At 64.1% G+C, this 18825-nt stretch carries 20 protein-coding genes; 4 read left to right on the forward strand and 16 right to left on the reverse strand.

The window, feature by feature from the left end; translation table 11 throughout:
* The first annotated feature begins 17 nt into the window (after nt 1-17).
* A complete protein-coding gene (locus GB927_RS01165) occupies nt 18-1082 on the forward strand; it encodes an SDR family oxidoreductase (RefSeq protein WP_256114673.1) in 1065 nt (354 codons plus the stop codon).
* 11 nt (nt 1083-1093) lie between these two features.
* On the forward strand, nt 1094-1474 hold the full coding sequence (locus GB927_RS01170) for a cupin domain-containing protein (RefSeq protein WP_256114674.1): 381 nt from the start codon (nt 1094-1096) through the stop codon (nt 1472-1474).
* A gap of 25 nt (nt 1475-1499) precedes the next feature.
* Here GB927_RS01170 and GB927_RS01175 read toward each other — a convergent pair whose 3' ends face one another.
* From GB927_RS01175 to GB927_RS01225, 11 genes are all read right to left on the reverse strand, one after another.
* Entirely contained in the window at nt 1500-2747 is a 1248-nt protein-coding gene (locus GB927_RS01175) for an enolase C-terminal domain-like protein (protein ID WP_256114675.1), read from the reverse strand.
* Nucleotides 2748-2798: 51 nt separating this feature from the next.
* Complete coding sequence (locus GB927_RS01180) at nt 2799-3563, reverse strand: ATP-binding cassette domain-containing protein (protein ID WP_256114676.1); 765 nt, start codon at nt 3561-3563, stop codon at nt 2799-2801.
* 4 nt (nt 3564-3567) lie between these two features.
* Nucleotides 3568-4539, reverse strand: coding sequence for an ABC transporter permease (locus GB927_RS01185; protein WP_256114677.1), 972 nt, complete (start codon nt 4537-4539; stop codon nt 3568-3570).
* Nucleotides 4540-4600: 61 nt separating this feature from the next.
* Nucleotides 4601-5581 (reverse strand): sugar ABC transporter substrate-binding protein, encoded by a 981-nt coding sequence (locus GB927_RS01190; protein ID WP_256114678.1) that lies wholly within the window; start codon nt 5579-5581, stop codon nt 4601-4603.
* Between the two features lie 98 nt (nt 5582-5679).
* Complete coding sequence (locus GB927_RS01195) at nt 5680-6876, reverse strand: AGE family epimerase/isomerase (RefSeq protein ID WP_256114680.1); 1197 nt, start codon at nt 6874-6876, stop codon at nt 5680-5682.
* Nucleotides 6877-6888: 12 nt separating this feature from the next.
* Nucleotides 6889-7674, reverse strand: coding sequence for an SDR family NAD(P)-dependent oxidoreductase (locus GB927_RS01200; protein WP_256114681.1), 786 nt, complete (start codon nt 7672-7674; stop codon nt 6889-6891).
* Nucleotides 7671-8600, reverse strand: coding sequence for an SMP-30/gluconolactonase/LRE family protein (locus GB927_RS01205; protein ID WP_256114682.1), 930 nt, complete (start codon nt 8598-8600; stop codon nt 7671-7673). The genes GB927_RS01200 and GB927_RS01205 overlap by 4 nt, the downstream gene beginning before the upstream one ends.
* Complete coding sequence (locus GB927_RS01210; RefSeq protein WP_256114683.1) at nt 8597-9589, reverse strand: NAD(P)-dependent alcohol dehydrogenase; 993 nt, start codon at nt 9587-9589, stop codon at nt 8597-8599. Before GB927_RS01210 ends, GB927_RS01205 begins: the two co-directional genes overlap by 4 nt.
* 38 nt (nt 9590-9627) lie before the next feature.
* Nucleotides 9628-10617 carry an ABC transporter permease gene (locus tag GB927_RS01215; RefSeq protein ID WP_256114684.1) on the reverse strand — a complete coding sequence of 330 codons (990 nt, stop codon included), beginning with the start codon at nt 10615-10617 and terminating at the stop codon, nt 9628-9630.
* A gap of 2 nt (nt 10618-10619) precedes the next feature.
* The gene (locus GB927_RS01220; protein WP_256114685.1) at nt 10620-12119 is read right to left on the reverse strand and encodes a sugar ABC transporter ATP-binding protein; all 1500 of its coding nucleotides are present in this window, start codon (nt 12117-12119) and stop codon (nt 10620-10622) included.
* A gap of 78 nt (nt 12120-12197) precedes the next feature.
* On the reverse strand, nt 12198-13190 hold the full coding sequence (locus GB927_RS01225) for a substrate-binding domain-containing protein (RefSeq protein ID WP_256114686.1): 993 nt from the start codon (nt 13188-13190) through the stop codon (nt 12198-12200).
* A 151-nt stretch (nt 13191-13341) separates the two neighbouring features.
* Here GB927_RS01225 and GB927_RS01230 point away from each other — a divergent pair, with 151 nt between their 5' ends.
* Nucleotides 13342-14052 carry a GntR family transcriptional regulator gene (locus tag GB927_RS01230; RefSeq protein WP_256114688.1) on the forward strand — a complete coding sequence of 237 codons (711 nt, stop codon included), beginning with the start codon at nt 13342-13344 and terminating at the stop codon, nt 14050-14052.
* Between the two features lie 48 nt (nt 14053-14100).
* On the opposite strand, the gene GB927_RS01235 is transcribed toward GB927_RS01230, so the two are convergent.
* From GB927_RS01235 to GB927_RS01250, 4 genes are all read right to left on the reverse strand, one after another.
* On the reverse strand, nt 14101-14475 hold the full coding sequence (locus tag GB927_RS01235) for a c-type cytochrome (protein ID WP_256114689.1): 375 nt from the start codon (nt 14473-14475) through the stop codon (nt 14101-14103).
* Nucleotides 14476-14606: 131 nt separating this feature from the next.
* Nucleotides 14607-16178 carry a GMC family oxidoreductase gene (locus tag GB927_RS01240; protein WP_256114690.1) on the reverse strand — a complete coding sequence of 524 codons (1572 nt, stop codon included), beginning with the start codon at nt 16176-16178 and terminating at the stop codon, nt 14607-14609.
* 77 nt (nt 16179-16255) lie between these two features.
* Nucleotides 16256-16786: a gluconate 2-dehydrogenase subunit 3 family protein gene (locus GB927_RS01245; RefSeq protein ID WP_256114691.1), complete on the reverse strand. Its 531-nt coding sequence runs from the start codon at nt 16784-16786 to the stop codon at nt 16256-16258.
* Nucleotides 16787-16843: 57 nt separating this feature from the next.
* The gene (locus GB927_RS01250) at nt 16844-17239 is read right to left on the reverse strand and encodes a VOC family protein (protein WP_256114692.1); all 396 of its coding nucleotides are present in this window, start codon (nt 17237-17239) and stop codon (nt 16844-16846) included.
* Nucleotides 17240-17451: 212 nt separating this feature from the next.
* Here GB927_RS01250 and GB927_RS01255 point away from each other — a divergent pair, with 212 nt between their 5' ends.
* Nucleotides 17452-17760, forward strand: coding sequence for a ribbon-helix-helix domain-containing protein (locus GB927_RS01255; protein ID WP_256114694.1), 309 nt, complete (start codon nt 17452-17454; stop codon nt 17758-17760).
* A 24-nt stretch (nt 17761-17784) separates the two neighbouring features.
* On the opposite strand, the gene GB927_RS01260 is transcribed toward GB927_RS01255, so the two are convergent.
* The gene (locus GB927_RS01260; RefSeq protein WP_256114695.1) at nt 17785-18792 is read right to left on the reverse strand and encodes a CorA family divalent cation transporter; all 1008 of its coding nucleotides are present in this window, start codon (nt 18790-18792) and stop codon (nt 17785-17787) included.
* Nucleotides 18793-18825 lie beyond the last annotated feature (33 nt).

Below are 18825 nucleotides of genomic sequence, written 5' to 3' on the forward strand. Positions count from 1 at the left end.
ATCGTCCGGAGGAAACCATGTCGAAGAAGGCGCTCGTCGTCGGTGCAAGCGGTGTGATCGGTCACGCCGTCGTCCGCTATCTCGAAACCTGTTCCGATTGGAGCGTGGTGGGAACAGCGCGCAACGAGGCCCCGGCCTTCATGTCCGGCGTTCCGTGGGTCGCGGCCGACCTTGCAGACCCGGCCTCGCTTGCAGCCCATCGCGAGGCCCTGCGCGATGTGACGCATGTCTTCTACGCCGCCTATGTGCCGGACCGCGACCTCGCGCAGGAAGCCCGCCACAATGCGGCGATGCTGGCGAACCTGCTGGATGGGCTCGCCGGTGCCGGGGCGCCGATCGAGCGGGTGGTGCTGTTCCAGGGCGGCAAGGTCTATGGCCTGCATCTCGGGCCGGTGAAGACGCCGATGCGCGAAGACGATCCGCGCCATATGCCGCCAAACTTCTACTACGATCTCGAAGACACGCTGGCGGGATATTGCGCGCGGCATGGCTGGACCTATTCGCTGCTGCGGCCGGATGTCGTGCTTGGCGCCATCGGCGGCAAGTCGCTGAACCTCGCCATGGTCATCGGTGCCTATGCGGCAATCTGCCGGGAGCTCGCCGTGCCGTTCCGCTTTCCGGGGTCCGCCGCCGGCTACGGCGTGCTGATGCAGGCGACCGATGCCGACCTGCTCGCCCGCGTCAGCATCTGGGCGGCAACAGCGCCGATTGCCGCGGGCCAGGCGTACAACGTCACGAACGGCGATCTCTTCCGCTGGGACCGGCTCTGGACAGCGCTCGCCGATCACTACGGGCTGGAAATCGGCCCGCCCCTGTCGATCCGCCTCGTGGATCACATGCGCGACAAAGGCCCCCTGTGGTCGGCGATGACGGAGCGTTATTCCCTCACCCCCGCCCGCTACGAAGACGCCATCCCGTGGAGTTTCGGCGACTGGGTCTTCCACACCGGCTTCGATCTCGTCTCCGATCTCACCAAGTTGCGCATCCACGGCTGCCATGAAATCCGGTCGACCGAAGCGACGCTGATCGAGAAGATCGGCCAACTCCAGGCCAAGCGGCTCATCCCGCCGCTCCAGAACTAGAGGAACACACGATGGACGCATTCGAGACCTGGCCAAAGGCTCTGACCGAGGAATTCACCGCCAACCAGCAAAACGGCCGTGTCGGCGGAAAACTCGTGTCGGAGACCGAGACGCTGCGTATCTGGCACCTCCATATCCCTCCGGGCGAACGCCTCGGGTTCCACCGCCATGTGCTGAACTATTTCTGGACGGCGCTGGTGCCCGGCCGGGCGCGCAGCCACTACGGCGACGGCCGCATCGCCGAGGCCACCTATGCCGCCGGCGAGACGAAACACTTCACCTTCGACGCCGGCCAATCGATGATCCACGACCTGGAGAACATCGGCACCGAGCCGCTTGTCTTCGTCACGGTCGAGTTCAAACAGAGCGCAAACCAGCCCCTGCCCTTGTGAGGCCGCAATGAGGCGTGTCGGCGCCTCAATAGGCGACGACACGGTTGTCGTTCGGATCCGCCCATTTGGTGTTCGGGACGACGGAGAACCAGCCGGGACGCGACGGGTCGCGGTCATAGGGATAGCCGCCGAGCGTCTTGTGCAGGTCGGCATATTTCCCGAGCTTGTCGCGGTCGAGCTCGACGCCGAGCCCCGGCGCGGTCGGCACCTTGATGGCTCCGTTCTCATAGCGCATCGGCCCGCCGACGATGATGTCGTCGGTGAGTTGGTGATAATGGGCGTCCGCGTGGAAGACGAGGTTCGGCAGCACCGCGCCGAGATGCAGCATGGTGGCGAGCTGGATGCCGAGCTCGCCGGACGAATGTACGGCGATGCCGAGCTGGAAGGTCTCACAGACGCCCGCAGCCTTGACGCAGGGCCGGATGCCGCCCCAGAAGGTCGTATCGAGCAGGATGACGTCGACGGCAGGGTTGAGGATGTTGGCGGCAAGCTGCTCGAAGTTGATCACCACCGTATTGGTGGCGAGCGGCATGCTGGTGTTCTCTCGCACCCGGCGCATACCATTCAGGCCCCAGGTCGGGTCCTCGTAATAGTCGTTGTTGAGATCCTCGATGCCCTTGGCGAAGCGGATCGCCTCCTCGACGCTGAAGGCGGCGTTAGGGTCATAACGAACGCTGTCGGGTCCGAGCGCCTTCGCCCAGGCGCGAAAAACCTCCAGTTCGTAGTCAGGTGGGAAGACGCCGCTCTTCAGCTTGTGCGTGGTGAAGCCGCACTTTTTCTTCAAGGCGAGCGTCTGCTCGATGAGCTGGTCGGCCGTGCGCGTCTCGCCCTCGCCGGTATCCTTGTTGGGCAAGCGGAAGAACATGTAGCTGGCGAAGGGAACGACATCGCGCATCTTGCCGCCAAGGATGTCGTAGACCGGCACGCCGAGGAACTTGCCCATAATGTCGAGACACGCGAACTCAATCGCCGCATGCATCTGCGTGCGGTTGTTATAGAGGCTGGCGGTCGGGTTGCAGATCATGAAGCGGAGGTTTTCGAGCTCGAAGGGATCATGCCCGACGAGATAGGGTTTCAGCGCGCGGAATGCCGCTTCACCGCTCTCCCCACCGCCGCCCATCTCGCCGAGGCCGACGATCCCGACATCCGTCTCCACCTCAACGATGGTGCGCACGAACCGCCCCCAATGCGCGCCGTTGGAATGGCGCAGCGGCGCTTCGAGCGGCACGGTGACGGTGGTGGCCCTGATATCGGTGATTTTCGGTCGCTTCATGGGAGGCTCCAATGCAGTCTTTCTGTTGGGAACGGCCGGGCGTGACGCCGGCTAGCTGATCATCCGGGTCATCTCGTCGACGCTGATCTCGCTGGCGGGCAGATCGGCAATCTTCTCGCCCCGCGCCATGGCGACGATGCGGTCGGAAATCGGGTGGATGTGGTGCAGGTTGTGGCTGATGAAGATCGAGGTGACGCCGAGGCCTTTGAGCTCCACGACATGATCCAGCACCTTGTTGGTCTCCTTGACCGAGAGGTGGTTGGTCGGCTCGTCAAGGATCAGCACCTTCGAGCGGAAGTGCATTGCCCGCGCGATCGCCACGCCCTGGCGCTGGCCGCCGGACAAGGCTTTGACCGGCGTGTCGGCGCCGCGGAGATGCAGGCCGACGCCGCGCAGCCCCTCCATGGCCTCGCGCGCCATCTTCTCCCGATCGACGATGCCGAAGCCGGGACGGCCGAATTTCAGCGGCTCGCGGCCGATGAAGAAGTTCTGCGCGATCGACATTTCCGGCACCATGGCCGTGTATTGGTAGATAGTCTCGATGCCGAGGCCCATCGCAACTTCCGGGCCGGTGATGGAAACGCTTCGGCCCTCGATGAAGATTTCGCCCTTGTCCTGCGTGTGAACGCCCGACAGGATCTTGATCAGCGTCGACTTGCCGGCGCCGTTGTCCCCGACGAGGCCGATCACCTCGCCGCGCGCGGCATGGAAATCGACATTCTTCAGGGCATGCACCGCGCCGTACCATTTTTGCAGGCCGACGCATTTGATGATGGGTTCTTCGACGGCCGGGGCCGGATTTGCAGCTACGTTCATGGTCTTACCCCTTCATGCCCTCGGCTTTTAGCCGGGTCTGCGTGTTGAGGACGACCGCCACCACGATCATGGCGCCGACGGCGAACATGAACCAGTTGGCGTTGACGCCGCTGAGGATGAGGATGTTCTCGATCATCGCGATCAGCAGTGTGCCGACGACCGCGCCCAGGATGGAGCCGACCCCACCGGTGAGAGCCACACCGCCAATGACGGCCGCGGCAATCGCCTGCATTTCGAGGCCCGTGCCGAGGTTCGGTACGATCACCTTGACGCGAAAACTCTGGATGATGCCGGCAAAGCCGGCGAGCGCGGCGCAGAGCATGAAACAGGCCATCTTCACCCGCTTGGTCTTGATGCCCATGTCGCGCGCCGCCTGCGGATGACCTCCGGTCGCAAAAATCCAGTGGCCGAAATCCATGCGGCGCAGCACGAAGCCCAGCACCAACGCAATCGCGATCATATAGAGCAGCGAGACACGTGGCGTGACGAGCCCGAGATCGAGCCGCCCGACCAGCCAGGAGACGTTGAGTTCGCGCGGAAAGATCGGCGGAAAGCCGCCGGCCAGCACAACCGCGAGGCTGCGCGCCATGAACAGCATGCCGAGCGTCGCGATGAAAGACGGAATCTTGAGTTTCAGCGTGATCAGGCCGTTGCCGAAGCCGATCAGCGCGGCGATCAGGAGACCGACCAGGATCGCTGCCGCCGTTGGCCAGCCGTTCTGCATCAACAGCACCGTCACCATCGGCGACAGGCCGAAGACGGAACCGACGGAGAGGTCGAACTCGCCGGCGATGATCAGGATTGTGATGCCCATCGCGACGATCGCGATTTCCGGGATCGGTTGCAGATAGACGGTCATGTTTCCGGTCGTGAAGAACCGGTCGTTCAACACGCTGAACACGACGAGCAGCGCGAAGAAGATCAGCAGCGCTGCCATTTCCGGCCGCGCCATCAAGTTGCGGACACTTGGTTTCATACTCTCTGGCCTCGAAAAGAGCCTCCCACCCAAAGGACGGGAGGGCAGGAAAAGGACTGGCTCAGCGCACGCCCATCGACATGAACTTTTCCACCTGCTCCAGGTCCTTCGGCTCCACCACGGCCTTGCCGGTGTTGACGTCGAAGGCGCTGAGGCCGAACTTCTTCATCATCGCGAGCTGGAGGATCGGCAGGTAACCCTGGTAATAGGGCTGCTGGTCGATGGTGATGTCGACGTAACCCTTCTTCATCTCGTCGAGCACGACGGGCACCAGGTCGAAGGTCGCCATGTGCAACTGGCCAGGCTTGATGCCGAGGTCACGCAGGCATTCGCCGGCACCCGCACCCCAGAAGCCGGCATCGACATAGGCGTTGGTCTCGGGCTTGCCCTGGACATATTGGCAGATGCGCGAGGCGGTGACCGAGATATCGTTGGAACTGTCGATCACTTCATAGCTGATCTGCCGGTTCGGCTCGGCGGCCTTCACCTCGTCTAGGAACTTCTTGGCGCCGCCGATGCGCGCCTCCGCCCAGCTTTCGCCCGGCCGCGACAGGCCGAGAAGTGCATGCACCGGCTGGTCTGACGGGATTTTTGCATAGAGCCCCTTCATCAGCACGTAGCCGGCCTCGAAAAGGTCCTGACCGACGAAGGCGTTGCGCGCATTGCCGGCAGCACCCTGGCTGTCGTCGACATTGGCGGTGATGACCGGAATGCCCTTGTCGACCGCTTTCTTGATCGTCTCGTCATAGAGGTCGTCATTGACGATGACGGTGACGATGCCGTCCACGCCCTGCTCCACGACCGTATCGAGGTTCTGCAGGTGCTTTTGCAGGTCGCCGTTCGGCGTCGTGAAGATGAGCTGGCACTCCGCCTCGAACTGGGCGCAGGCATCGTCCATGCCCTTCTTGATCGACTGCCAGAAGCTGTTGTCAATGCCCGTCTGGGTCAGATAGACGAATTTCGGCTTCTCCTGCGCCACCGCAGAACCCGCCGTCAAACACGCCACGCCAAGGGCCAGTATGGCCAGCGATCTCTTCATCATTTCAATTCCCTCCCAGGTTTTCTTCACGAGGCGCTCTCAATGTGATGCCTGCTGCTGAGCGCGTGGCGCGGCAGGTCATTGCGTAGACTTATCGCGCGCTAGCGCGCCTCCCCCAGCACGCGGAGGATTTCGTAGCAGGCGCCGAAGGGGTGGTAGTCGGTCTTGCCCGGCGGGCTCTTGATGTCGCTCTGCTTGACGCCATCGGGCGAGAGGATGCGGAACCAGCAGCCGTAATCGTGATCGACCAGATGGCGCCAGCTGTAGCGCCAAAGCCGGTCGTAATCCTGCCAGTAGCGTTCCTGGCCCGTGCGTTCGGCAAGGCCGGCCGCGGCCGCCACAGTCTCGCAATGGACCCAATGGTATTTGTCGAGGTCGTAGAGCTTGCCGTCCGGGCCATAGCTGTAATGCATGCCACCGAATTCGAGATCGGCGCTCTTCGCCAGAGCCGTCTCGTAAAGCAGGATCGCCTGCGGCAGGATCCAGTCACTTGCGCGGTAACGCTCGAGGATCAGCAGCAGCTTCGTCCATTCCGTCATATGGCCCGGCAGGTAGCCATAGGGGCGGAAGAGGTGTTTGGGATCGTCCTTGTTGTAGTCCCAATCGACCGACCAGTCCTCGCCATAGTGCTCCCAGACGACACCCTGCGCGGTGGCGGCAAGTTCCACGCAGATGCGCCGGGCCAGCGTTTCGGCGCGGTCGAGATAACGCGCCTCGCCGGTCGCCTCATAGGCCGCCAGCATCGCCTCGGTCATGTGCATGTTGGCGTTCTGGCCGCGATAGCGCGAGACCGTCTGCCAATCGCGGCTGATCTCGTCCTTGTAGAGTTCGCGCTCCGGCTCCCAGAAGCGGCTTTCGAGCAGGCCCCAGGTTTCCGCCACCCTTTCCGCCATGCCGCCAATGCCGGCCTTCATCGCCGAGGCATAGGCGAGCAACACGAAGGCGTGGCCGTAACAATGTTTCGTCGTGTCCACCACCTCGCGGCCATGCATCAGCCAGAAATAACCACCGTGCTCCGGGTCGCGGTGGACCTCGTCGAGATATCTGACGCCGTGCGCCGCGGCCTCCGCAAAGTCCTGTCGCTTGAACAAGATCGCTGCGGTCACATAGTTGAAGATGAAACGCGTGGTCGAGACGAGGTGCTGCGTCTTGCGATCGGTGATGAAGCCGTCGTCGCGGTATTCGTTGTAATAGCCGCCGTCTTCCGTATTCAGGCAGATCGGATGGTAGAAATCCATGATCTCGCGCATATGGCCGAGCAGGAACGTTTTCGAGCGAAAATCGGGAAACGGTTTCATGGCGGCCTCCGGTCAATCTGGGATGATGATGCCGAGCTTGGAGAGAACGCCGCCGTCGATCTTGACGTCGGCGCCCGTGATGAAGCGGGCCTTGTCGCTGGCGAGGAAGGCGACCAGCTCGGCGACTTCGGACGCCTTGCCGACGCGGCCGAGCGGATGGCCCCGGCCCCAGGCGTCGAGCGTCGCCTCGGCCGTGCCCTCGCCCTTCCATAGATCGGCCGCCCAGCGCAGCATAGGTGTGTCGATGGAAGCGGGGCAGACGGCGTTGACGGTGATGTTGTCATCGGCGTGATCGAGCGCCATGGCGCGCACCAGCGCGTTGATCGCGCCCTTGCTCGCCGTATAGGCGGCGACACCGGTCTGCGAGGCATAGGCCTGTACGGAGGAGATGGCGACGATTGCGCCACCGCCGCGCTTCTTCATCTCGGGAATGGCGAATTTCGCGGCGAGGAAGATGCCCTTGAGGTTGATGTCGAGCACGTCGTCCCAGACGTCCACCGGCGTATCGACCACCGTGCCGTAACGCTGGATGCCAGCGCAGCAGGCGAGCACATCGACGCCGCCGTGTTGCGACACCGCGGCTGCGACCGCCGCCCGCATGTCGGCCTCGTTGCGCACATCGCCGACGAAGCCGGCCGCATTGGCGCCGATCGCTGCCACGGTCTCGTCGACCGAGACCTTGTCGTTCGCCACGATCATTACCTTGCCGCCGCCCGCCGCAAAACGCTCGGCACAGGCGCGGCCCATACCGAGGCTGCCGCCGGTCACGACGATGCTCTTGCCGTTGAATTCCGTCATCCTGTTGTCTCCCGATATGTATCTGCGGCCGCGCCGAACCGCGGCTCGGCAACGCCCTGCCCTACCCCCTCGACCGCAAAGAGCCCGCCCTCCAGCGGATGCGCTGCGAGATGGGCGTCCGTCATGCTGAAGCGGGCAGAGGTAACGTAGAGCGTGGAAAGATGCTCACCGCCGAAGGTGCAACTCGTCGGCCAGCTTGCCGGCAGCTCGATCAGGCCGATGGGGCGCCCCTCGCCGTCGAAGCCTGCGACCGCCGCACCGCCAGCGACACGGCAGTTCCAGAGGTTGTCGTTCGCGTCGAGGCAGGAGCCGTCTGGCAAGCCACGTGCGAATCCGGCAACGATGGTCCGCCGGTTGCCGATCCGCTGCGTAGCCTGGTCGTAGTCGAACAGGTAGATTTCATTCGCCAGCGTATCGGCGAAGAAGAAGCGGTTGTCCCGCGTCCAGCCCATCGTGTTGGTGATGCCATAGTCGTTCGGCGTCAGCTGCAAAACCTGCCCGTCCGCAGCGATGCGATAGACCGCGCCCGAATTGCGGTCCATGTCCTTCGGCGTACCGTCCGGGTGAAGATTGCTTTGCATAGTCGCGACCCAGAAGGAGCCGTCCGGCGCGACCCGGCCTTCGTTCAGCCGGTTCTCCGGCAGGTCCGGTTCCGGCACGGCGAACTCCTCGAAGGCGCCACCGGGCGTCCAAAGGCAGACGGTGCGGCGCAGGCCGATGATGAAACCGCCATCCGCCCGCAGGCCGATCGATGTCACGAAATCAGGTGTCGGCCAGGTGTCGTGGCGCCCGTTTGCCGGCTCCAGCCGGTGGATGCGCTTGCCGACGATGTCGACCCAGTACAGCGCCTTCTCGCCTGTCGACCAGATGATGCTTTCGCCGACCAAATCCTTCGCATCGAGAATAAGGGAAACCGCATAACTCATGGCAGCACGACGGATTTGATCGACGACATGTCTTCGCTGGCATTGGTCAGTGCGGCCGCTGTTTCCTCCAGGCTGAAGCGGTTCGTGATCACCGATTGCAGGTCCACCAGCCCGCTTGCCGCCAGTTCAATCGCCCGCGGATAGACGCCGGCGTAGCGGAAGACGCCGTGGATCGAGAGTTCCCGCTCCATGGCGGGCCAGAAATCGACCGAGGAGGCACCCGTCGGGTTGATGCCGACCAACGCTAGGCCGCCGCGGCGGCGGATGCGCGGCAAGGCGCGTGTGACCGCGTTCGGCGCCCCGCTGCATTCGATGACATTGTCCACTTCGGCGATCGTCTCGTAGAGCGGATCGGCCGCGGCATCATGCGCCTCGAAACGGGGGAAGCGACCGACAAGCCCGATGCGCGCCGGGTTGATGTCGGAGAGAACGATGCGCGTCGCACCCCGCGCCGCAGCCGCCTGCCCTGCCAAAAGGCCGATCGGGCCGGCGCCGATGATCAGCACGGAACTGCCGGGTTTCATGGCGAGGCGCTCGGTCGCCCAGAGGCCGACTGCGAGCGGCTCGATCAGCGCCGCCTCTTCGAAGGACAGGCTATGGGGGATCGCGAACGTGAAATCGGCCGGGTTGACCACGCGGCGCGCGAAGGCGCCGTGATAGGGCGGCGTCGCCATGAAGACGACGTCGGGGCAGAGATTGTAGGCGCCAGACCAGCATTGCGCGCAGTGGCCGCAAGGGCGCTGCGGCTCCAGCGTCACGCGATCGCCGGGCTTCAGTTGCGTCACCTCGGCGCCCGTCGCGACCACCGTGCCAGCCGCTTCGTGGCCGAGCACGATCGGCCGATCGCAGACGAGATTGCCGATGCGGCCGTGGCGGAAATAGTGAACGTCCGAGCCGCAGACGCCGACGGCGGCGATCTCCACCAGCACGTCGTTCGGGCCTGCGACCGGCTCCGGCCAGTCCTGCATCTCGACCACGTTAGGTGCCATGAGTACGGCCGCCCGGTTGGGTTTTGGGAAGAGCGCGTTCACATCCGCCCCCGCATGCGCTTGATGCTGATGATGTTGACCATGACAGCGACGAGGATGACGACGCCGCGCACAATGCCCTGCGCGAACGGATCGACGCCGAGCAGCACGAGGCCGTTGACGAGGGCGGCGATGAAGATCACGCCGAAGAGCGTGCCGAGCATCGTGCCGCGGCCGCCGAACAGGCTGGTGCCGCCCACCACGACGGCGGCGATGATGTCGAATTCCAGGCCGGAGGCCGCACCGCTGTTGCCCGAGCCGAGCCGGCTTGCCATCAGGATGCCCGTCAGGGCGGCCAATGCTCCCGTGATGGCAAAGACGAGGATGCGGATGCGCGCCACCGGGATGGCCGATAGGCGCGCAGCCTCCGCATTACCGCCGACGGCGTAGACGCTGCGGCCGAACACGGTGCGCGTGGCGACGAAGCTGAAGGCGACGAACAGCACCAGCATGATGATCGCAGGCGTCGGGATACCCAACAACGAGCCTGCGCCAAACCGCTGGAAGCTGAAGTCCATGATGACGATGGGTACGGCATCCGACATGACCTGCGCGGTGCCGCGCAGGCCAAGCCACAGCGCCAGCGTGACGATGAAGCTCGGCACGTCGAAGAAAGCGCGCAGGAAGCCGGTGAAGCAGCCGATCAAGGCGCCGAGAACCACCACGACCAATGCGGCCACGGGAAGCGGCACGCCGGATTGGGCGAGCGACGCCAACAGCACGCCGGCAAAGGCGACATGCGGGCCGACGGAAATGTCGATCTCGCCGCTGATCAGAACCAGCGTCATGCCCCAGGCGATGATGCCGACGAAAGCGGCATCGCGCAGAATGTTGAGCTGGTTCGGTAGCGTCATGAAATTGGAGGCGAAGACCGCGAGGAAGGCATAGAGCACGAGGATTGCGGCCAGCAATCCGATCTCGTTCGCGCGGCCGCTCAGGAAGTGGCGCAGGTCGAACTTCTGGTAGAGTTCGGATCGGGTTTCGGCCATTCTCAATGCACTCCCTGTTCGCCGGTGGTCAGCTCGCTCAGCGTCTCCGTGCGGATCGCCTCGCCTTCCACCTCGGCAGTGATGCTACCGCCGCGCAGGATGAGCACGCGGTCGCAGACCTCGCAGAATTCCTCGATCTCGCCGGAGACGAAGACCACGGCGAGCCCTTCCTCCGCGGCCTTGCGCATCAGTTGGTAGATCTGGCGCTTGGCGCCGATATCCACGCCGCGCGTCGGCTCGTCGAGCAGCAGGATGCGCGGCGCGGCATTCAGCGCCTTGCCGATGACGACCTTCTGCTGGTTGCCCCCGCTGAGATTACCAAGCGGCTCGCTTGGATGGGCGAGCTTGATGCCGAGCGCGCGGATCGAGGCAGTGACCTTCTCGCGCATCGCCGCCCGGTCGATCACTCCGCCGCGCGACACCGAACCCCAACTCGCCATGACGAGGTTTTCGTCGATGCCGAGCATCATCACGGCACCTTCGCCGCGACGATCCTCCGGCGTCATGAAGATGCCGTTGGCCCGTGCATCGCGCAGGCTCGCCGGCCTGAAATCGCTGCCGGAAAGCGTCATCGAACCGCTGTCTATGGTCCGAAGTCCCGCAATCGCCTGCAAAAGCTCCGTGCGCCCCGAGCCCAGCACGCCGGCAATGCCGAGCACTTCGCCCGCGCGGATCTCGAAGCTCGCATCCTGGATGCGCGGAGCGACCTCAAGGCCACGGATCGAGAGCAGCGGGCTGCGTTTGGCGGGGGCGGAGCGTACGACCTCGCCCTCGGCCTGTGTACTGCCCAACAGCATCTCGACGATCTGGCGGTTCGTCACATCGCCGACGGCTGTCGTCGCGATGTGACGGCCGTCACGCATGACCGTGAGGGACTGGGCCACCCGCCGGATCTCGTCCATGCGGTGCGAAATATAGATGACGCTCGTGCCCTGCTCCGCCAGCCGGCGCACGACCCGGATCAGCGTTTCCGCCTCCTGGGCGACCAGCGAACTCGTCGGCTCGTCGAGGATCAGCAGCCGTGCGCCCTGGCGCAGGGCCCGCGCGATCTCGACCAACTGGCGCTGCGCCACGGATATGCGCGCAACGGGCTGGCGCGGATCGAGATCGAGGCCGAGCACCTCTAGCGCCGCATGCGCCTCGCGCTCCATCGCCCGCCAGTCGATACCGCCGCCGCGCTTCGGCCAACGCCCCAGAAAGACGTTTTCCGCAATCGAAAGTTCGGGAACGACGCTCAGCTCCTGGTGCACGGTGGCGATGCCGGCCTTGATGCCGTCCATCGGCGTGCGCAAGGAGACGGGTGCGCCATCCATCAGGATCGACCCCTCGTCCGGCCGCTCGACGCCGGCAAGGATCTTCACCAGCGTCGATTTTCCGGCGCCGTTCTTGCCGAGCAGCGCGCGGACCTCGCCGCGGCCGATCGCGAAATCCACGTCGCGAAGTGCGACGACGCCGGGATACGCCTTCGATATGCCACGCATCTGGACGAGCGGTTCAGTCATGGAAGCCATGCCGTTCAGGTTGGAAAAGGAGGGCCGCAACCCAGGCAGCGACCCTCAGTCCGAGGCGCCTATGGCGTCTCAGGGGATACCGTCGGGCCGGGCTTCCAGCCAGGCCTTCACCTTGTCGGGATCGGATGACAGGAACATCTCGGTCGGCACGATGGTGAGATAGGTGTCGATCGCCTCGCCCTTGATGGCCTTCAGCGCCATGGCGACAGAGTCCTTGCCCATCTGCTGCGGCTGCTGGCCGTTCGTGGCGATCAGGGTTTCCGGCGCGTTGATCAGGTACTGCGCTAGCTGCACGCTGATATCGTTGCCGAAGACGACGGCTTGGCCCTGGCGGCCCGAAGCCATGATGCCCTGGATCGCGCCGATCGTGCCATTGTCGGTGGTGGCGAACATGGCGTTGATCGCCGTATCGCCGGTCAACATGGTCGTCGCGGTTTCCGTCGATTTGCCCGGCTCGAAACCGGCCTGATCGGCCGCCCATTCGACGCCCGGCACCGTCTCCTCGACCGCCTTCTTGAAGCCGGCCTTGCGCTGCACGCAGGCCTCGTAGACGTCGCAATTCAGGATGCCAAAGCGGGGCTTGTCGATGCCCTTGCCCTTGAAATAATCGCCGGCGACGAGGCCGACATCATAGCCGAGCTTGAACTGGTCGGTGGTGACCAGCGCCTTGACGTATTTCTTGGCGTCCTCGTCGTTGACGCAGGTGTTGTAGCAGATGACCGGAATGCCGGCCTCGGAGGCTTGCTTCACCACCGGCACCGAGGCCGTCGCGGAAACCGGCGACATGATGATCGCGCTGACCTTCGAGGCGATCAGTGTGGAGGCGAACTGCGCCTCCTTGGCGGCATCGCCCTGGCTGTTCTGCCCGAGCAGGCGAACGCTTGAATCGCCCGCACCCGCCTCGATACCCTTCTTGATCCCGCCATAAAAACCCTGCGCGTCGAGATAGAGCGCGCCGATCGTCAGCTCCTGCGCGCCGGCCGCGCCGGCCATGAGAACCGCGAGTGCGGCAGAAGCAAAAACCCGCAAAGCAGCGGGCCGTAGCCTGATGCGGTTGGTCATCGATATCCTCCCAGATGTCTTTGCATTCTTGTATGCAAGATTTTTGAGGCGGTCAAGCGTCGCCCGATGTATGAGTGGAAAATCCATATTTTTCAGGCTATCGTGCATTGCAAGGCGATTTGCATGCAAGAAAACAAAAGACGGGGGCGGAATGGCGCGTGACACGAAAATCTCGGCGGCGGAGCATTGCTACCGCACGCTCTCGCGAAAGATCATCGGGCTTGAACTGAAGCCGAACGAACCGATCGGCGAACATGCGCTGGCCGATCTCCTGGGCGTCAGCCGCACGCCCGTGCGCGAGGCGCTATCGCGGCTGAGTGCGGAAGGGCTGGTGGATCTGCGTTCGCGGGCAGGCGTCGTGGTCGCTCCCATCCGCATGGACGCGGTGCGCACGGCGCAGTTCGTGCGCGAGCAGCTGGAGCTGGCCATCGTCGCGGAAGCCGCCCAGCAATCGAACCGGCGCATCCTGCTCGGCATCCGCCAGGCCATCGAGGAGCAGGAACTGGCCATCGTCGAGGACAATCCCGATCTCTTCTTCGAATGCGACGAACGCATGCACGCGCTCTATTGCAGCCTAGCCGGGCGCGAAGGCGTCTGGAGCTTCATCTCCGACGCCAAGAAGCACATGGACCGTGTGCGCCGCCTGTCCGTCCAGGCCGGCCAGCTTGACCAGCTTGTGCAGGATCACCAGGGCGTGCTGGAGGCGGTGATGGCCCGTGACACGGAGAAGGCCCGCGAGATCATGCAGTTGCACCTGCGGCGCGTTATGCTGGACCTCAGCGAACTCGGAAGGCTGTTCGCGCCCTATTTCGAGCAGAACGAAGCGAAAGCTGAAGGCCAGTCTCCCGCGGGGCAGTCATGAGAACTTCCCGGCTGATCATTTTCGCAATGCCTGCGCCGCTGCGGGCAACTAGGGCTCTAGGGATTTGAGATAGGCGATGACGTCGGCTGCGTCACCGGCTTTCAGGCCGGTGAAGGCCATGCGTGTCTTGGGGATCATCTTCCTGGGGCCGGCGAGATAGGCGGCGAGCGTTGCCTCGTCCCATTTCAGGCCTCCGGCCGCGGCTTCCTTCATCGCGTCGGAATATTTGCCGTAGTCGGCAAGCGAGGCGGCGGGGCGGTCGACGATGCCGACGAGATGCGGGCCGACCTTGTTCGTCGGCTTGTCGGCGCTGTGGCAGGCGGTGCACTTCTTGAAGACGACGGCGCCCGCTTCCGCGGATCCTTCCGCGGCATGTGCGGCGAAGGGCAAGGCGAGGCCCGCGAGGACGGCGATTATTTTCATGCAGCGATAGGCTCCGCGTGGAAGGACGGCAAAAGGTGGCCGGCCGAAGCCGGCCAGAGGTGGCACGGCTCGATGGAGCCGCACGCGATCACCGGCCGCCCGGAGGCGACCGGGGAGGATCGCGGTAAACCTCAGATCGAGCCGGCCCCCATCTCCTTGGCGATATAGTCGGCCTGGCGGATGGCGAGCGTGACGATGGTCAGCGTCGGGTTTTCCGCCGCCCCCGTGGTGAACTGGCTGCCATCCGAGACGAACAGGTTCTTGATGTCGTGCGTCTGGCCCCATTTGTTGACGACGCCATCCTGCGCCTTCTCGCTCATGCGATTGGTGCCGAGATTGTGCGTCGAGGGATAGGGTGGCGTCGGGAAGCTGCGTGTCGCGCCGACCGCCGCATAGAGCGCCTCGCCCTGCTTGTAGGCGTGGTTGCGCATGGCGACGTCGTTCGGATGGTCGGTGAACCAGACGTCCGGGATCGGCATGCCATATTTGTCCTTCAGCTCGCCATGCAGTTTTACGGCGTTCTGTTCCTGCGGCATGTCCTCGCCGACGATCCAGAGGCCCGCCATGTTGGCATAGCTGTCCATCGCCGAGGCGAAGGGACGGCCCCAGCCGCCGGGATCGAGGAAGGCCGCCATGAAGGGCACGCCGAGCGCCAGCGTCTCCAACTCGTAGCCGCCGACGAAACCGCGGGACGGATCGTGTTTCGCCTCGTCGCGCACGATGCCGGCCATGGTGGTGCCGCGGTAGAAATGCACCGGCTTTTCGAACACGGCGTAGACCGAGCCCGTCGTGTGGCGCATGTAGTTCTTGCCGACCTGGCCGGAGGAGTTGGCAAGCCCGTCCGGATATTTGCTCGATGCGGAATTGAGCAAGAGGCGCGGGCTTTCGATGGAGTTGCCGGCGACGCAGATGATGCGGGCCTTCTGGCTTTGCAGCTTGCCGTCCTTGTCGGCATAGACCACGGCCGTCACCTTGCCGCTGTCGTCATGCTCGATCTTGACGACGTGGGAATTCGGCCGCACCTCCAGCCGGCCGGTCGCCTCGCCCTTCGGGATTTCCGTGTAGAGCGTCGACCATTTGGCGCCCCATTTGCAGCCCTGGAAACAGAAGCCGGTCTGCTGACAGCTCATGCGGTCGTCGCGGTCGGCCGAGTTGATCGCCATGTTGCCGGTGTGGCATTCCTTGTAGCCGAGCTTGTCGGCGCCGGCCTTCAGGATCTTGAAGTTGTTGTTGCCGGGCAGGCCCTCGATGCCGTTGGTGCGGGTCACGCCCATCTTGTCTTCGGCCTTGGCGTAGTAGGGCTCAAGTTCGGCCAGCGTCACCGGCCAGTCGAGCAGGTTCGCGCCCTCGACCTTGCCGTAGTTGGTGAGCGTCTTGAACTCATGCTCCTGGAAGCGCAGCGAGGCGCCCGCCCAGTGCGTCGTGGTGCCGCCCACGGCCTTGACGATCCAGGCCGGAAGGTTGGGAAAATCCTTCGAGACGCGCCAGCCGCCGCCGGTCGTGCGGTGGTCGAGCCATGCGAGCTGGGAAAAGCTGTCCCACTCGTCGTTGATGAAGTCTTCGTGTTCGATGCGCGCACCGGCTTCAAGCACGACGACGTCGATGCCCTTCTGCGCCAGTTCATTGCCCAGCGTGCCGCCGCCGGCGCCTGAGCCGATGATGACGACCACGCTGTCGTCGTTGAGATCATAAGGAGCTGCCATGGTTTCCTCCCGAAACATGTGCGGTCGGCGTCAACGCCGCGGTCGCGCCTCCTCCGGCGCGTTCCGTCAGACCGCCGTCAAAGCCATTCGATGTCGTCGAAGCCGCGGGCGATATAACCGCCCTTGGAATAGGATTCGCCCTCGTAGCCGAAATGCGGCCACAGCTCCTTCTGGTTATAGAAGGAGACGACGAGGTCGCCGCGCACCGCCTGGAAGAAGGGCGTGCTCTCGATGTCATGCAGGATCTTTACGCGATCATCCTCCCAGCCGAGGGCACGATAACCGCCTTCGCCGGCCCGCTTGTCGAGATCGGCGATGCCCGCCTCGATCAGTTCCTTGTGCGCAGCGTCCGTGCCGGCCTTGGTGTCGTGGCCCTTGACCGCGATGGCGTAGAAGCGGTCGGCGACCGTATCGTGCGGATAGATGTCGCGGGCGAGCTTGATCAGCGTCGCCATCGTTTCCGGCTTCAGCGCCGTCGTCTCCATACCCCAGGCCTTGTCGGGACTGATCACCGCCCTGCCGGAGATGATGAGTGCCGCGCCGATCGTGCCGCGCTTCAAAAGCTCGCGGCGGGAAAGTCCCGGGCGCTGCTCGTAGATCGTCGTCATGTCAGGTTCCTCCCTTTGCGTTTGAGACCGGCGGCCCTCCTCCGGCCGCCAGCCCGTTCATTTGAAGCGGCCGTGCCGTTGCAGGACCTCGATCCTGTAGCCGTCCGGGTCCGTCACGAAGAAGAAGCGGGCAAGCAGGCCGCCATCGCGGTTGAACTCGACGATCTTGCCGGTGGTGAAGCCGAGCCCGGAGATGCGGGTGTGCTCGCCGTCGAGGTCGGAAACCGACACGGCGAGGTGGCCGTAGCCGTCGCCGAGATTGTAGGCCTCGGTGCGGCCCTTGTTGATCGTCAGTTCGAGTTCGAATTCGCTTTCGGCATTGCTCATGTAGACGAGCGTGAAGGTCTCGAAGTCGAGCCTGTCGGCGACCGCAAGCCCGAAGGTCTTGTTGTAGAAATCCACGGACCGGTCTTCATCCAGAACGCGGATCATCGAATGAATGGACTTTGCCACGCTGCCTTCCCCTGCTTGCAGTTCGACTTGTGGAGGGAAGATTGCGCCTGGAATCACCGCCGTGGGTAGCAGCCCATTACCGCACGTCGTTTTTCATTTCTGGAGTTTTATGCGAAGGATTTTTCTTGTTTCAGGGCGACACAGGATGATTTGACCAAATTCAAGGGCCGCCGCATAATCGCCTGTATAAAAACAAGACTGGAGGATAAACCATGTGTGAGGTCTTTGCGGGCCAGGACCCGCAACGCTATCGGCCTGTCAACCGCTCTGTGCGGATCGGCGGCCATTCGACGAGCATCCAGATCGAAGCAGCCTTCTGGGACCTGATCGACGAGATGGCCATAGGCCAGGGTCAGTCGACATCCCGCTTCCTCTCGACGCTCTATGACGAGGCGCTGGAAATCAATGGTTCGGTGTCGAATTTCGCCTCGCTGCTGCGCACGAGCTGTCTCATCTACATCATGGGTGGCGCGAAGAAATGCGACGGCGCACGGGAATTCCACATCGTCGCCGCCGAATAGGCCAAACAAGGCAAGACGGGACGATCAGAACCGCAGGCTGATGCCGGCACGGCGCAGCAGCCAGTAGAACAGCGCGGTGGCGCCGACGCCGAGCGCCATCGCCCAGCCGAATCCGGATTCACCCACGCTGAACGGCAATCCGGCCGTGTTCATGCCGAACACGCCGACGACCAGCGTGCCGGGCAGCAGCAGCGCGCTCATCACCGCCATCGCCCGCAGGCTGCGGTTCGATTCGTCCGCCAGTTCCGCCGCCATTTCTTCTTGCAGCAGGCGGGCACGATCGTTGACCATGACGATTTCGCGGTCGAGCCGCTCCAGCCGCAACGAAAGCCGGTGCAGCACGGCATGGGTAGCCTCGGAGAGCGCCCAGTCCTCGCGGTCCTCCTCCTCGAACAGTGCTACCATGCCCGCCACCGGTCGATGCAGCGACACAGCCAGCCGGCGGACTTCCTTCAGGCTGCGGCGCTCGTCGCTCAGCCGCTCGGTGACAATGCGGTCTTCCACCGCGTCGAGCAGCCGGGTCGCCTCGTTGAGCCTAAGATTGGTGTTCTTGCAGAAGGCCGCGACGATGCCCTCGAAAAGCTCGCAGGCCGTTGCGGGCGAAAAACCTTCGGCGAAGGATCGCCGCACCCGGTCCACCGCCTCCAGCGGATGCCGCCGGCCGGTGACGAGCAGCCGGTCGGTGAGCGCGAAATGCATGCGGCCGATTGTGGTCGACATGCGGTCCATGTCCATCTGCATGTCGGCGACGACGCCATGCAGCGTGCCGGCCTCCTGGCCGAGCACCAGGCTTTCGTCATGTCCGTCGAGGATGGCGCGCGCGGCCGCGGGCAAGGGGCAATGGCCGGCGAGCCAGCCCTGCATGCGCTGGTCAACGAGATCGACATGCAGCCAGACCCAGCCGTCTTCGGCGCCGAGCGCCGGACCGATTTCCTGGGGCGCAAGCGGCACTACGCGTTCGCCGGGACGCGCCCGCCAGGCGCCGATGAGGCCCGGCGGGTGCTCCTTGTCCATCTCAGGGAGGAGATTCAAATAAAATGCTCCATCCGTGTCCTTACCGGTATG

Source organism: Shinella lacus, assembly GCF_010994755.1.
Classification (GTDB): Bacteria; Pseudomonadota; Alphaproteobacteria; order Rhizobiales; family Rhizobiaceae; genus Shinella; species Shinella lacus.

What these genes read in the sequence shown, in the direction of transcription:
- GB927_RS01240 (WP_256114690.1), bottom strand. Translation starts at nt 16,178, where the DNA reads ATGGCAGCTCCTTATGATCTCAACGACGACAGCGTGGTCGTCATCATC.
- GB927_RS01170 (WP_256114674.1), top strand. Translation starts at nt 1,094, where the DNA reads ATGGACGCATTCGAGACCTGGCCAAAGGCTCTGACCGAGGAATTCACC.
- GB927_RS01220 (WP_256114685.1), bottom strand. Translation starts at nt 12,119, where the DNA reads ATGACTGAACCGCTCGTCCAGATGCGTGGCATATCGAAGGCGTATCCC.
- GB927_RS01210 (WP_256114683.1), bottom strand. Translation starts at nt 9,589, where the DNA reads ATGGCACCTAACGTGGTCGAGATGCAGGACTGGCCGGAGCCGGTCGCA.
- GB927_RS01245 (WP_256114691.1), bottom strand. Translation starts at nt 16,786, where the DNA reads ATGACGACGATCTACGAGCAGCGCCCGGGACTTTCCCGCCGCGAGCTT.
- GB927_RS01195 (WP_256114680.1), bottom strand. Translation starts at nt 6,876, where the DNA reads ATGAAACCGTTTCCCGATTTTCGCTCGAAAACGTTCCTGCTCGGCCAT.
- GB927_RS01185 (WP_256114677.1), bottom strand. Translation starts at nt 4,539, where the DNA reads ATGAAACCAAGTGTCCGCAACTTGATGGCGCGGCCGGAAATGGCAGCG.
- GB927_RS01165 (WP_256114673.1), top strand. Translation starts at nt 18, where the DNA reads ATGTCGAAGAAGGCGCTCGTCGTCGGTGCAAGCGGTGTGATCGGTCAC.
- GB927_RS01200 (WP_256114681.1), bottom strand. Translation starts at nt 7,674, where the DNA reads ATGACGGAATTCAACGGCAAGAGCATCGTCGTGACCGGCGGCAGCCTC.
- GB927_RS01255 (WP_256114694.1), top strand. Translation starts at nt 17,452, where the DNA reads ATGTGTGAGGTCTTTGCGGGCCAGGACCCGCAACGCTATCGGCCTGTC.
- GB927_RS01230 (WP_256114688.1), top strand. Translation starts at nt 13,342, where the DNA reads ATGGCGCGTGACACGAAAATCTCGGCGGCGGAGCATTGCTACCGCACG.
- GB927_RS01180 (WP_256114676.1), bottom strand. Translation starts at nt 3,563, where the DNA reads ATGAACGTAGCTGCAAATCCGGCCCCGGCCGTCGAAGAACCCATCATC.
- GB927_RS01175 (WP_256114675.1), bottom strand. Translation starts at nt 2,747, where the DNA reads ATGAAGCGACCGAAAATCACCGATATCAGGGCCACCACCGTCACCGTG.
- GB927_RS01225 (WP_256114686.1), bottom strand. Translation starts at nt 13,190, where the DNA reads ATGACCAACCGCATCAGGCTACGGCCCGCTGCTTTGCGGGTTTTTGCT.
- GB927_RS01215 (WP_256114684.1), bottom strand. Translation starts at nt 10,617, where the DNA reads ATGGCCGAAACCCGATCCGAACTCTACCAGAAGTTCGACCTGCGCCAC.
- GB927_RS01205 (WP_256114682.1), bottom strand. Translation starts at nt 8,600, where the DNA reads ATGAGTTATGCGGTTTCCCTTATTCTCGATGCGAAGGATTTGGTCGGC.
- GB927_RS01190 (WP_256114678.1), bottom strand. Translation starts at nt 5,581, where the DNA reads ATGATGAAGAGATCGCTGGCCATACTGGCCCTTGGCGTGGCGTGTTTG.
- GB927_RS01235 (WP_256114689.1), bottom strand. Translation starts at nt 14,475, where the DNA reads ATGAAAATAATCGCCGTCCTCGCGGGCCTCGCCTTGCCCTTCGCCGCA.